The organism is Xenorhabdus anantnagensis (assembly GCF_028598555.1).
In the GTDB taxonomy this organism is placed as follows: Bacteria; Pseudomonadota; Gammaproteobacteria; order Enterobacterales; family Enterobacteriaceae; genus Xenorhabdus; species Xenorhabdus anantnagensis.
Map to the genome: position 1 here is coordinate 40,452 of NZ_JAQRFN010000005.1, position 12,269 is coordinate 52,720.

The 12,269-nt window shown below is 41.5% G+C and carries 9 protein-coding genes and 6 tRNA genes; 1 reads left to right on the plus strand and 14 read right to left on the minus strand.

The genetic code is table 11. The features are described from left to right. Positions 1-55: 55 nt before the first annotated feature. The 3 genes from ybeY to miaB all read right to left on the minus strand — a co-directional run bounded on the left by ybeY (position 56) and on the right by miaB (position 3,021). On the minus strand, positions 56-523 hold the full coding sequence (gene ybeY, locus PSI14_RS05595) for an rRNA maturation RNase YbeY (RefSeq protein WP_273574890.1): 468 nt from the start codon (positions 521-523) through the stop codon (positions 56-58). Further along, positions 520-1,497, minus strand: a complete 978-nt coding sequence (locus PSI14_RS05600) for a PhoH family protein (protein WP_306309228.1) — start codon at positions 1,495-1,497, stop codon at positions 520-522. The genes ybeY and PSI14_RS05600 overlap by 4 nt, the downstream gene beginning before the upstream one ends. Positions 1,498-1,590: 93 nt before the next feature. Continuing rightward, the gene (gene miaB / locus PSI14_RS05605; protein WP_273574892.1) at positions 1,591-3,021 is read right to left on the minus strand and encodes a tRNA (N6-isopentenyl adenosine(37)-C2)-methylthiotransferase MiaB; all 1,431 of its coding nucleotides are present in this window, start codon (positions 3,019-3,021) and stop codon (positions 1,591-1,593) included. 205 nt (positions 3,022-3,226) lie between these two features. Here miaB and ubiF point away from each other — a divergent pair, with 205 nt between their 5' ends. Beyond that, positions 3,227-4,414 carry a 3-demethoxyubiquinol 3-hydroxylase gene (gene ubiF, locus PSI14_RS05610; RefSeq protein WP_273574893.1) on the plus strand — a complete coding sequence of 396 codons (1,188 nt, stop codon included), beginning with the start codon at positions 3,227-3,229 and terminating at the stop codon, positions 4,412-4,414. 368 nt (positions 4,415-4,782) lie between these two features. Here ubiF and PSI14_RS05615 read toward each other — a convergent pair. The 11 genes from PSI14_RS05615 to PSI14_RS05665 all read right to left on the minus strand — a co-directional run bounded on the left by PSI14_RS05615 (position 4,783) and on the right by PSI14_RS05665 (position 12,221). Next, a tRNA-Gln gene (locus PSI14_RS05615) sits at positions 4,783-4,857 on the minus strand. Positions 4,858-4,871: 14 nt separating this feature from the next. Further along, positions 4,872-4,948: transfer RNA gene (locus tag PSI14_RS05620), tRNA-Met, on the minus strand. 41 nt (positions 4,949-4,989) lie between these two features. Then, positions 4,990-5,064: transfer RNA gene (locus PSI14_RS05625), tRNA-Gln, on the minus strand. An 83-nt stretch (positions 5,065-5,147) separates the two neighbouring features. Continuing rightward, positions 5,148-5,222: transfer RNA gene (locus PSI14_RS05630), tRNA-Gln, on the minus strand. 69 nt (positions 5,223-5,291) lie between these two features. Then, positions 5,292-5,376: transfer RNA gene (locus PSI14_RS05635), tRNA-Leu, on the minus strand. 5 nt (positions 5,377-5,381) lie between these two features. Beyond that, positions 5,382-5,458, minus strand: a tRNA-Met gene (locus tag PSI14_RS05640). A 155-nt stretch (positions 5,459-5,613) separates the two neighbouring features. After that, the gene (gene nagC, locus PSI14_RS05645) at positions 5,614-6,837 is read right to left on the minus strand and encodes a DNA-binding transcriptional regulator NagC (protein WP_273574894.1); all 1,224 of its coding nucleotides are present in this window, start codon (positions 6,835-6,837) and stop codon (positions 5,614-5,616) included. Positions 6,838-6,849: 12 nt separating this feature from the next. Further along, positions 6,850-8,007, minus strand: a complete 1,158-nt coding sequence (gene nagA, locus PSI14_RS05650; RefSeq protein WP_273574896.1) for an N-acetylglucosamine-6-phosphate deacetylase — start codon at positions 8,005-8,007, stop codon at positions 6,850-6,852. Positions 8,008-8,031: 24 nt separating this feature from the next. Beyond that, positions 8,032-8,838, minus strand: coding sequence for a glucosamine-6-phosphate deaminase (gene nagB / locus PSI14_RS05655; RefSeq protein WP_273574898.1), 807 nt, complete (start codon positions 8,836-8,838; stop codon positions 8,032-8,034). A 386-nt stretch (positions 8,839-9,224) separates the two neighbouring features. Further along, positions 9,225-10,739 (minus strand): N-acetylglucosamine-specific PTS transporter subunit IIBC, encoded by a 1,515-nt coding sequence (gene nagE / locus PSI14_RS05660; protein ID WP_273574900.1) that lies wholly within the window; start codon positions 10,737-10,739, stop codon positions 9,225-9,227. A gap of 195 nt (positions 10,740-10,934) precedes the next feature. Further along, a complete protein-coding gene (locus tag PSI14_RS05665; protein ID WP_273574902.1) occupies positions 10,935-12,221 on the minus strand; it encodes a glycosyltransferase in 1,287 nt (428 codons plus the stop codon). Between the last annotated feature and the right edge of the window lie 48 nt (positions 12,222-12,269).

Below are 12,269 nucleotides of genomic sequence, written 5' to 3' on the forward strand. Positions count from 1 at the left end.
TCCCCATTAATAAAATCGTAGATTGTTATGTTTAACATAAAAATGTTGGCAACAGTTATTCTTTTTCCACTAGGTAGGGATCAGGATAACCCATTTTTTTTAGAATCTCTGTTTCCAAAGATTCCATTTCTTCCGCTTCATCGTCTTCGATATGATCATATCCCAGAAGATGGAGGCTGCCGTGAACCACCATGTGTGCCCAGTGTTCCTCGACACTCTTTTGTTGCTCCTCTGCTTCTTTTTCAACAACTTGACGACAGATAATTAAATCGCCGAGTAAGGATAATTCAACTTCAGGCGGAGCTTCAAATGGGAAGGATAACACATTGGTTGGTTTATCTTTCCCACGATAAGTGAGGTTTAAATCATGGCTTTCTGCTTCATCGACCAAGCGAATGGTGACTTCACTTTCTGCCTGAAATTGTGGCAAAACACCTTCCAGCCAGCGTTGGAAAAAGGCTTCCTCCGGAAGCCCCTTGGGGTTTTCACATGCAATTTGCAAATCTAATATAACTGAACTCATTTTACTTCCTGTCTGCGTTTCTCATTGAGCGCTTTTTTACGTTCTTGCTCTGCTGCTTCCCATGCTTCATAGGCGATAACGACTTTTGCAACCACCGGATGGCGAACAACGTCTTCACTATATAAGAAGTTAAAACTTAGCTCATCAACATCAGATAAAACTTCTACCGCATGACTCAGACCAGATTTTTGTCCCCTTGGCAGGTCAATCTGAGTCACATCACCCGTAATGACCGCTTTGGAATTAAAACCAATGCGGGTCAGGAACATTTTCATCTGTTCGATGGTGGTATTCTGGCTTTCGTCGAGAATAATAAAGGAGTCATTGAGAGTGCGTCCACGCATATAAGCCAGTGGTGCCACTTCAATAACGTTTCTTTCGATCAGCTTCTCAACTTTTTCAAATCCCATCATCTCAAACAGGGCATCATAAAGCGGGCGCAGATAAGGGTCGACTTTCTGGCTTAGGTCACCGGGCAGGAAGCCCAGTTTTTCGCCGGCTTCGACCGCAGGTCGGGTCAGAAGTATCCGGCGGATCTCTTGGCGCTCTAGGGCATCAACAGCCGCGGCAACGGCCAAATAAGTTTTTCCTGTACCCGCAGGCCCAACCCCGAACGTAATATCGTGATCGAGGATATTGGCAATATATTGTGCCTGATTGGGAGTACGGGGCTTTACAACACCCCGCTTGGTTTTGATATTCACAGCCTTACCGTATTCGGGAACGCTTTCTGCTGCTTGCTCCAGTACCCGGCTTTCGGTGATGGCGAGATGAATCTGTTCAGGCTCAAGATCAGGTATCACGCCGCGTACAGGCGTGGTATCGACATAAAGGTGACGTAAAATTCCTGCTGCTGCACTAACACACAGTGGTTTACCTACCAGTTTGAAACGGTTATCGCGGCGGTTGATCTCAATACCCAAACGACGCTCAAGTTGTTTCAGATTGTCATCAAGTGGTCCACACAGGCTCATCAGGCGTTGATTATCTGCGGGTTCCAGAAAGATCTCTTGTGTTGCTACTTGTTGGTTTATTTGTGTCACTGATTATCTCTATGTTAGGGTCAGTTAAGGCTGATAAAAGCCAACGCCGATTTCATCTTCTTTGCGAGTACGGGCAATGACTGACTCAGGGGACTCATGGACACGCAGATCCATATCATCTTCAGTACGGATGACTTTTCCACGCAGGGAGTTGGCGTATACGTCAACAATTTCGACATCAACAAATTTGCCAATCATGTCAGGCGTTCCCTCAAAGTTAACCACGCGGTTATTTTCAGTACGGCCAGAGAGTTCCATGATATTTTTACGTGATGGGCCTTCAACCAGAATACGTTGTGTACTGCCAAGCATTGCGCGACTAAAGCTCATGGCTTGTTGGTTAATACGCTGCTGGAGCAGGTACAAACGCTGTTTTTTCTCTTCTTCACTTACGTCATCTGGCAAATCGGCTGCTGGTGTTCCTGGACGCGCTGAATAAATGAAGCTAAAACTCATGTCGAAGTTAACATCGGCAATCAGTTTCATGGTTTTTTCAAAGTCATCTTGTGTTTCACCCGGGAAGCCCACGATGAAGTCAGAGCTGATCAGAATGTCTGGACGAGCCTTGCGCAAACGGCGAATAATGCCTTTAAATTCCAGCGCAGTATGGGCGCGTTTCATCAGGGTGAGAATGCGATCAGAACCACTCTGGACTGGCAGATGCAGGAAGCTGACCAACTCAGGTGTATCTTCGTATACTGTGATAATGTCGTCAGTAAACTCAATTGGATGGCTGGTGGTGAAGCGGACTCGGTCGATGCCGTCGATAGCCGCAACCAGACGCAACAGTTCTGCAAATGTGCAAATATCTCCATCAAACGTTGCACCACGATAGGCATTAACGTTTTGACCGAGCAGATTAACTTCGCGTACACCTTGTGCAGCAAGCTGAGCAATTTCGAATAAAATATCGTCACAAGGGCGGCTGACTTCTTCTCCGCGGGTGTAAGGTACAACGCAGAATGTGCAGTACTTATTGCAGCCTTCCATGATGGAAACGAAGGCTGTTGGGCCTTCTGCACGAGGGGCTGGCAGACGGTCGAATTTTTCAATTTCAGGGAAACTGATGTCAACGACTGGGCTGTGGGTGCCTTTTACATGATTAATCATTTCGGGCAGGCGGTGCAGGGTTTGTGGCCCGAAAATAATATCGACAGTAGGTGCACGCTGGCGAATATAATCCCCTTCCTGAGAAGCAACACAGCCACCTACACCAATTATGATTTCAGGTTTTTTATCTTTCAGACCTTTCCAGCGACCAAGTTGATGAAAGACTTTTTCCTGAGCCTTTTCACGGATTGAGCAAGTATTCAGGAGTAAGATATCTGCTTCTTCGGCGACATCGGTTAACTGATAACCGTGAGTGGTTTCCAGCAAGTCGGCCATCTTGGATGAATCGTATTCGTTCATCTGACAGCCCCAGGTTTTGATGTACAGTTTTTTTATCGTCGACATTTTTTGTGTATCCGGTGTTTCCAGTGGAATGATGCTTCAACACTGAAAAGCGCAATGTATTGCACATAGTGTATTTAGCATAATATTGTTGGCTATTGTAGTCATTTGAGGCACCAGTGACCAGACTGTAACACCGGATATTCACAGCCGGAAAGGGAAAATTCCGGTACACTATTTTAATCAATAAGTTAATGACGTGATGAATATGAATAATTCACAACAAAAATTCGATATTGTTGTCGTTGGAGCGGGTATGATTGGCGCTGCGACAGCATTGGGATTAGCGCAGGAAGGTTGGCGAGTTGCATTATTAGAGCATCAGCTTCCTGCGCCTTACAATGCGAATAGTGACCCAGATGTTCGCATTTCTGCGATCAGCTGTGCTTCGGTAGATTTATTGAAACAATTGGGGGTATGGGAAAACGTACTACGGATGCGTAGTGCCCCTTATCGGAAGTTAGAAACATGGGAGCAAAATGATTCTAACGTCATTTTCGACGCTGAAAGCTTGGGAGTGCCAGAGTTAGGGCACATGATTGAAAATCGTGTCTTGCAACTGGCATTGTGGCAGGAGTTTGAGCGTTATCCAAACCTGACCTTGTTTTGTCCTACCGTGTTGAAATCTATGCAGCGCCAGCACAAGAATAAAACGTGGCTGGTGGCATTGGCTGATGGCACGGAAATTAATACCCGGCTGATTATTGGTGCAGATGGTGCCCGTTCTCAAGTTCGTCAATTGGCAGGTATTGGCAGTAAAGGGTGGCAATATCGGCAGTCGTGTATGTTGATAACAGTTAAGACTAACCAGTCTCAACAAGATACAACATGGCAACAATTTTTTCCTTCTGGCCCCAGGGCTTTTCTGCCGTTGTTTGATCAATGGGCTTCATTGGTTTGGTACGATTCACCTGCTCGCATACGCCAATTGCAGTCGATGACAATAACACAGCTTGAACGAGAAATTTTTCAGGCATTCCCTACTCGCTTGGGTAAAGTTACTCCGATTGCCGCAGGTTCGTTCCCACTGGTTCGTCATCATGCCAGCCGTTATGTGCAAGAAGGATTGGTTCTGTTAGGGGATGCGGCTCATACCATCAATCCACTGGCAGGGCAGGGGGTGAATTTAGGTTATCGGGATGTTGATGTTTTGCTCAAGGTATTGACTAGTGCTAAAGAGTTATTGGAAGAGTGGGATTCTTTGACGGTCCTGATGCGTTATCAGCGTCGCAGGATGCCGGATAATTTGGTGATGCAAACGGGAATGGATCTTTTCCATACAGCATTCAGTAATGATTTACCGGGATTGAAGATAGCGCGAAATCTGGCATTGATGGTCGCGCAACGCTCAGGAATGATGAAAAATCTTGCTCTGAAATATGCATTAGGATTGTGATTGATGTTTCCTTCTATTGGGTAAGAACAATTATTGAGTAAGAACAATTATTAAGTAAAAACAATTATTGGGTATAGAGCAATGCCCTGTTGTTTGTGTAGTTTGATTGCATGGTTAACTCTGATTGTTCCATGTAATCAAATTCAGGTGTCCCTATTCGGGACTTATACAAGTAAGAGTATTATTTTCATCCAACTAAATATTGTTTAATTGGAAATATAGATAACCGAATGCTTGCTTAATAATTGTTGGTGTGGTTTTTATGGGGATATTTTGGATATTTCGAAAACAAAAAAACCACCTTATTGGTGGCCTGATATATCTTCCATTCTTTCAATACGTTACTTTATATAAAATATTGACAAATATGGCTGGGGTACCAGGATTCGAACCTGGGAATGCCGGAATCAGAATCCGGTGCCTTACCGCTTGGCGATACCCCAACTGGATTTGTAAATGGTGGCTACGACGGGAATCGAACCTGTGACCCCAGCATTATGAGTGCTGTGCTCTAACCAGCTGAGCTACGTAGCCATTTACGATTATCGTAAGAAGTGTGACAACTTTCAGTGATATGGCTGGGGTACCTGGATTCGAACCAGGGCATGCCAGGATCAAAACCTGGTGCCTTACCGCTTGGCGATACCCCAACTGAGTGTTATCACTGCAACCTTTGTTATCCTGAGAATGCTTAGTTAAATTTATATCGTTTTAACTTATTGTTTCAGTTAAATGGCTGGGGTACCTGGATTCGAACCAGGGCATGCCAGGATCAAAACCTGGTGCCTTACCGCTTGGCGATACCCCACCTGAAACAACACACTAAAATTTAAAATTGTCACTAAAACACATTCTAAGTACAACCCGATAAAGAAAATGGTGCGGGAGGCGAGACTTGAACTCGCACACCTTGCGGCGCCAGAACCTAAATCTGGTGCGTCTACCAATTTCGCCACTCCCGCAAAGATGGTGGCTACGACGGGAATCGAACCTGTGACCCCAGCATTATGAGTGCTGTGCTCTAACCAGCTGAGCTACGTAGCCATCTTTTTTCGCTTTGCCTTCATCGGCGGTGCGGGGCGAATTATGCGTATATCAGACAGATGCGTCAACTGCTTTTTTAAATAAATATGCACAAAATCGTTTGTTTGTTCGTCCTGTAATCGTTTTGTCGACAAACCCGGCAAAAATAGTTGGAATTATCCTCCAAGAAGATGTTGCAACAGTACACCATTAAGCATTGCCCGTTTCGTTAGTGCGAATGCGCCAATCGCTGAGCAGTGATTTAACTCAGAAATTACTACAGGGAGATCTTCGCGGAATGCCTGTAGTACTTGGGTATTGATGCTGCTTTTAATGGTAGGCAGCAATACCTGTTCTGCTTCTGTGATTTCCCCTGCAATAACTATTTTCTGAGGATTAAATAAATTAATTGCTATTGAAATAGCTTTACCAAGATAGTGTCCTACTTGCCTGATGACTTCTGTTGCAAGAGGATCGCCCGCATTGGCTGCAAGGCAAATTGCATGGATATTGCAGTTGTTCAAGGCAAGCTGGCTTGGAAAACCTTGACGTAGCTGATGTTGTACTCTGGCTTCTATGGCTGAATTGGAAGAAATGGTTTCCAGACAACCAAAATTACCGCAATGGCAGCGTTCACCCAGAGGATCGATTTGGATATGACCTATTTCACCCAGATTGCCCCGTTTATTGAGCAGGATATTGTTGCTAACGATGACACCGGCCCCTGTGCCGCGATGGATACGTACCAGAATCGAATCTTCACAATCGCGAGTAGCCCCGAAATAATTTTCAGCCAATGCAAGGCTGCGAATATCATGCCCAATAAAACAGAAGGTATTGAAATGTTCTTTGAGATTCTTAATCAAAGGCCAGTTGTCCACCTTAATGTGAGGCATATAGCGGATGATGCCTTGGTCAGGGTCAACCAGACCGGGAAGAATGACTGAAATTGCGATCAATTCACGGATTCGGCGCTGGTTTTTGTCGATAAAACTTTCAATGGCGTCAATAATCCGTTTCTCGACTGCCTGCTGAGTATTTTCCGGCACGGGATAGTGCGATTCCACTAACGTCTTGCCGCTCATGTCGAACAGAGCCACCGTTGCATCATGGCGCCCAAGCCGGATTCCAATGGTATGGAAATGACGTGTTTCGGTAATGATGGAGATTGCGCGCCTTCCTCCGGTGGAGGCCTGATGTTCGACTTCTTTTATCAGGCCACGTTCCAACAGCTGACGAGTAATTTTGGTTACACTAGCAGGAGCAAGCTGGCTCTCTTCTGCAATCTGGATACGTGATATTGGCCCATGCTGGTCAATCAACCGATAGACCACAGCACTATTTAGCTGTTTGACTAGATCAATATTACCGATTTGCTTCTGTGTGTTCTCATTACTCATCAGTCTGTATACTCACGATAGTTTGACTTCATTCCCGTTAACAATGGTTTTGCAGATTTTGAAATCGTGAGTAAATGCGGTCAGATTCGCAACCTTGCCGGATTCAATCGTGCCGAGGTGTTTATCAACACCGATTGCTCGGGCAGGGTAAAGCGTCACCATTCGCAACGTTTCATCCAAAGCAATACCAACATGTTCCACACTATTTTTAACACAATCAATCATTGTGATTGATGAGCCGCTCAGTGTTCCATTTTCATCAACACATAAACCGTTTCGATAATATATTGTTTTATTAGCAAAGGTAAATTGTTCCATGGCATCGGGAGAAAGCCCGGCAGGAACAATGGCATCCGTTACCAAGATAAGTTTTTCATTTTTTAATCTCTTGGAATTACGGACATTTGGCCATGATACATGCATTCCATCACAAATAATGCCGGCATAGACTTCTGAAGAATCATAAATGGCACTGATCAGCCCGGGCTGGCGGCCAGAAATCGGAGGCATGGCATTGTATAAGTGGGTAGAGAATGTAATGCCATTTTGGAAGCTATGGCGAGCTTCTTCATAAGTAGCATTGGAATGACCAGCAGAAACAGTAATACTCGCTTCGGCCAATTGCTGAATATATTTGCTTTCTACCATTTCAGGAGCGAGGGTAATCTTGGTTATGACATCAGCATTCAGGCACAGGTAATTAACCATTTCGGGCGTAGGCTTACGGATATAAGCGGTATTGTGGGTCCCTTTTTTTATTGGATTGATATAAGGCCCTTCCAGATGCAACCCTAATGCCTGATTGGGATTTTTTTTCAGGTAGGTGCGCATCACTTCAATGGCTTTTATCATTAATTCATCGGGGCTGGTGATGAGGGTAGGCAGGAAACTGGTACAACCATAGCGCTGATTGGTTTTCTGCATGGTATGCAGAGTCTCTTCTGAAATATCTTCCAATCGTTCATTAAACTGGACTCCACCGCAACCATTGACTTGTAGATCAATAAATCCTGGGGCGAGGTTAGTGCCATGTAAATCGTGTTTTTCAATTTCTTCTGGCAGCTCGCTTATTGGACAAACTTGTTTAATCAAACCATCTGCAATAATGACTGCATGGTTATCGAGCCTGTCATATCCTGTATAAATAGTTCCATTGGTTAATGCATACATTGAGATCTTAACTCCTAAATCAGTTTAGCTGGCAAATTCATTGATGATGCCGGCCTCTAACTGGCGGAAATACTTCACTGTTTTCACTTTCAATTCCATGGTGGCAGGCTCATCACAAACGATGAGTGCTTTTGGATGCATCTGGAGGCAACTTACTGTCCACATATGGTTGATGTTTCCTTCTATGGCAGCTTGCAGAGCTTGTGCTTTATTCATGCCGGTTGCCAGAATCATGACTTCTTCAGCATCCATTAAAGTACCAACACCAACGGTTAACGCATATTTGGGAACGTGTTCCACATCATTATTGAAAAAACGGGAATTAGCAGTTCGTGTTTCAATGGTCAGTGTCTTGATTCGCGTGCGTGAAGAAAGAGAAGATGCCGGCTCATTAAAGGCAATATGTCCGTCATTACCGACACCCCCCATAAATAAATGGATCTTGCCATATGCTTTGATCGTATTTTCATAACGTTGGCACTCAACATCAATATCTTCTGCATTTCCGTTTAATAAATTGATATTTTCTTTTGGGATATCAATGTGATTAAAGAAATTTTGGTACATAAATGAATGATAACTTTGAGGATGATCTTCCGGAAGACCAACGTACTCATCCATATTAAATGTCACCACATGCTGGAAGCTTACTTTCCCAGCTTGATATAGAGAAATAAGTTCCTTGTAGGTTGCCAGTGGTGTGCTGCCGGTAGGAAGCCCCAGTACGAAAGGGCGATCAATAGTTGGATTGAACTTATTGATCTTACTCACAATATAGTGAGCAGACCATCGACCGACATCACTTGCTGTAGTTAGGGGGATCAGCCTCATGATTACCTCTTAAAAATCATTCAATAATTTAATTATGTAAGGCTATACACGTATATGCGATGCCTGATATCTCAATGTGATACGTGAAAGCAGTAGGGTAAAATTGTGCATTATACTTGTCCTGCATAAGACTTCGTCTCATTTAATACAGGAAGATATTTTTGATATTAAAATAAGATTGGTATTATGGCTAGTTTTTTAGCTGTATTAGTGCATTTTGTGACTAAAATATAGTTTTTCAAAAGATGTTTTTTTTCATTTTTAAATAAGTTATTTAAGATTTTTTTGTTTAAAAATAGATAGATATAGGTAGATGTAGATAGATATTAGTTTTGTTTTAATAAAAAGGAACGTAATCACGTTCCTTTTATCTTGAGCAGTGTGAATTATTCAGTTTTATTTGTGTGACTTAATTTCAACTGAGCTTTTACTTGTTCAGCGATGCTTTCAGCTTGTGGGCCAAGGATGACTTGAATACTCTGTTTACCTATTTTTAGGACTCCTTTAGCGCCTAATTTCTTCAATTGAGCCTCATTTAATTGGGTATTGTCTTCTACAGTCAAACGGAGCCGAGTGATGCAAGCATCAACTGTACGAATATTGTTCGGCCCGCCGAGGGCACTGATATAATGTATAATAGCTTCCTTATCTTGAGATGCAGACGTTGCTTTATCAGAATTTGTCTCTTCTCTGCCTATCGTCTTCAGATTGAAAATGCGAATTATTAAGGTAAAGGCAACGAAATAGATAACAAAGAATAGAATAATAAGTGGGATCAATATCCATGGTTTTGTTGCCAAACCCCAGCTTAATCCTAAATCGATAAGACCAGCAGAGAAGCCAAAACCGTGTAAGACGCCTAAAGAGTTTGTAATCACCATGCTAACGCCCGCAAGAATTGCATGTAAAACATATAATGCGGGTGCTAAAAACAAGAATGAAAACTCTATTGGTTCAGTGATACCCGTCAGGAATGATGTTAAGGCGACAGAAAATAACATCCCACCAATTTGAGGACGACGTGATTTTGGTGCAGCCAAATACATGGCTAAAGCAGCGCCAGGTAAACCACCCATAAATATTGGATAGGCCCACGCCATATAGACCCCTGCGTTGGGATCACCAGCAAAGAAACGGTTTAAATCACCACGAGCGAGGTCACTCGCTATTTGAGTAATGTTTGAACCTTCTATTCCGGGTATAGCCACTCCAATAGTGAGAGAGCGTGCTACATCAGGAGCCAAACAGATATTATGTATTGATCCTGCCAGATCGTAAGTAATTTTTATACAATCACCTAGGCTGAACCAGAAAACGGAATGCAGGATATAGTGTAGGCCAAACGGAATCAGGGCACGATTAAGAACACCATAAGTAAACCATCCAGCCATACCACTTTTTGATACTAAAAGGCTGAAATTATCAATGCCATGCTGTATATAAGGCCAAATATGCCCACAAACCCATGCAAGGAAAAGGCAAATAATTCCGGTTATAATGGGTACTAAACGCTTACCAGCAAAAAATGCTAAAAATTCGGGCAATTGGGTTTCAGAAAAGCGGTTATAGCAGTGGCCGGCAACGATCCCCGAAATAATACCTGCAAAAAATGACATATTGATTTTAGGATCAATAACAGCGGTTGCTTTCGTTAGAATGAAAAAACCAACGACACCAGCGAGTGCCGCGGCTCCGCCATTATCTTTTGCCAGGCCGATAGAGATTCCCAGTGCAAATAATAAAGGCAAATTTTCAAAAATTCCTCCACCTGCACTGGCAATAAAAGCGATATTGAATACATCTGGTTGACCGAGCCGCAGTAGTAACGCGGCGACTGGAAGTGAAGCGATCGGAAGCATGAGTGCTTTTCCCAAACGCTGTAAATAATTAAATATACCCATGGCGCTCACCTATTGTAGTAAATATTATTGGAGACTTTTCACGATTGACATAACTTATTTTTAATTGAAAAATAAGAAAAAGCCACAGTTAAATAAGTAATTGTGATCATTGTAACGATATTGATGAAATTAAAATGAGTACATTGCTGTACTCATTGACTTGAAATTATTTATATATGTTATTGTAAACTATATTTAGATAGCGGATATAAGTGGAAGTCTGTAACCTTCTGAAATTTCATTATAAATTTTATTGACACTTTCTTCGAAAATATCTTTTGACAGTAATGTTCTGAGTTTTTGTTGTTGTGTATCGGATATAAATAAATTTTTATCACATATGGAAATTATTTTTTTCGTCAGTGAAGCTATGTCATAATTAAACTTATCTTCTGAGGAAAAATAAGCTGAAGCTTCTACTGAGCTTAAATTTGGAACAATCGTATAGATCCCATTTAGTGCTGCCTCTAAAGGAGTAATTCCCAATGTTTCATAACGTGACGTACATACAAAAATAGCTTTTTTCTTTATTTCATTAAAAATTATGAATAGTTCAGTGTGCGATAGTTTGTGTGAGATCAAAAAGTATTTTCTATATTCCACGGGGATCATGAAATTTAGGATATCTCTTCTGTGGTCATGTTTTTCTTCATCACCTAAAATTAATATTTTTGTTGGAATACCTTTTTCTAATAAACTAATTGAGGAATTAATTAACAATTCGATATTTTTAAAGTAATCTAATCTAGCAACAGCAGTGAATAACAAGATTTCATCTTTATTCGTGTTTAGAAAATTACTTATATTGGAATTTAATGAACTGCATTCGTGATTTTCACAGGAAAACATAGGAGGATTAACCTGTTTTATTTTTTCCCGGTGAACGCCTTTGCTTACTAGATAATCACCTTGTAGTTTAGAGTGTTGTATAACAAAATACCCTTTATCAATCAAAGTAATAATGCCTATGGATTGTTGCTTATAAAGATGAATTGCTTTATCTTTATTTTCAAATGCTTGATAAGCCCCTTCTTGTGAATAATTTCTTTGAAAATCTTCAACAAAAGGTCCATGGTGTGTTACAGCACATGGGATGTTTGATGGATGATAGGATAGAAGTGTATCTGTTTGATAATAAGCGAAAATATTGTATTTTTGGTTGTTGTTAATAGAAAGAAATGATAGACCCTTAGCTAAGGCTTCTCTGATATCTTCTGAATTCATCGAAAAATTAAAGAAAATTTTTATATATTTTATTTCATTTATTTCTAATTGTTCAATTTTTGGAGCTAATAATGATTCATCTCTTTTATATAAGATAAATCCAGCAAAAACCTGCTGTTTAATAAAGTAGTTAACCATTTTTAATGTGAATGATGTTGCTCCTACCTTAAATCCATCTGTATAGTGATTTGATATATATTTTTCATTAATGACTATTGCTATAATCATCTTTTTATTGCCTGATGATAGATTCTTCATGTTCATTCTCTATTGATATATAAGATATATTTTGATATTGATGTGGTG

Excerpts from the sequence above, each read along its gene's own strand:
- nagE (WP_273574900.1), bottom strand. The coding sequence starts at position 10,739 with ATGGGTATATTTAATTATTTACAGCGTTTGGGAAAAGCACTCATGCTT.
- nagA (WP_273574896.1), bottom strand. The coding sequence starts at position 8,007 with ATGTATGCATTAACCAATGGAACTATTTATACAGGATATGACAGGCTC.
- nagB (WP_273574898.1), bottom strand. The coding sequence starts at position 8,838 with ATGAGGCTGATCCCCCTAACTACAGCAAGTGATGTCGGTCGATGGTCT.
- ybeY (WP_273574890.1), bottom strand. The coding sequence starts at position 523 with ATGAGTTCAGTTATATTAGATTTGCAAATTGCATGTGAAAACCCCAAG.
- ubiF (WP_273574893.1), top strand. The coding sequence starts at position 3,227 with ATGAATAATTCACAACAAAAATTCGATATTGTTGTCGTTGGAGCGGGT.
- miaB (WP_273574892.1), bottom strand. The coding sequence starts at position 3,021 with ATGTCGACGATAAAAAAACTGTACATCAAAACCTGGGGCTGTCAGATG.
- PSI14_RS05665 (WP_273574902.1), bottom strand. The coding sequence starts at position 12,221 with ATGAAGAATCTATCATCAGGCAATAAAAAGATGATTATAGCAATAGTC.
- nagC (WP_273574894.1), bottom strand. The coding sequence starts at position 6,837 with ATGAGTAATGAGAACACACAGAAGCAAATCGGTAATATTGATCTAGTC.
- PSI14_RS05600 (WP_306309228.1), bottom strand. The coding sequence starts at position 1,497 with ATGAGCCTGTGTGGACCACTTGATGACAATCTGAAACAACTTGAGCGT.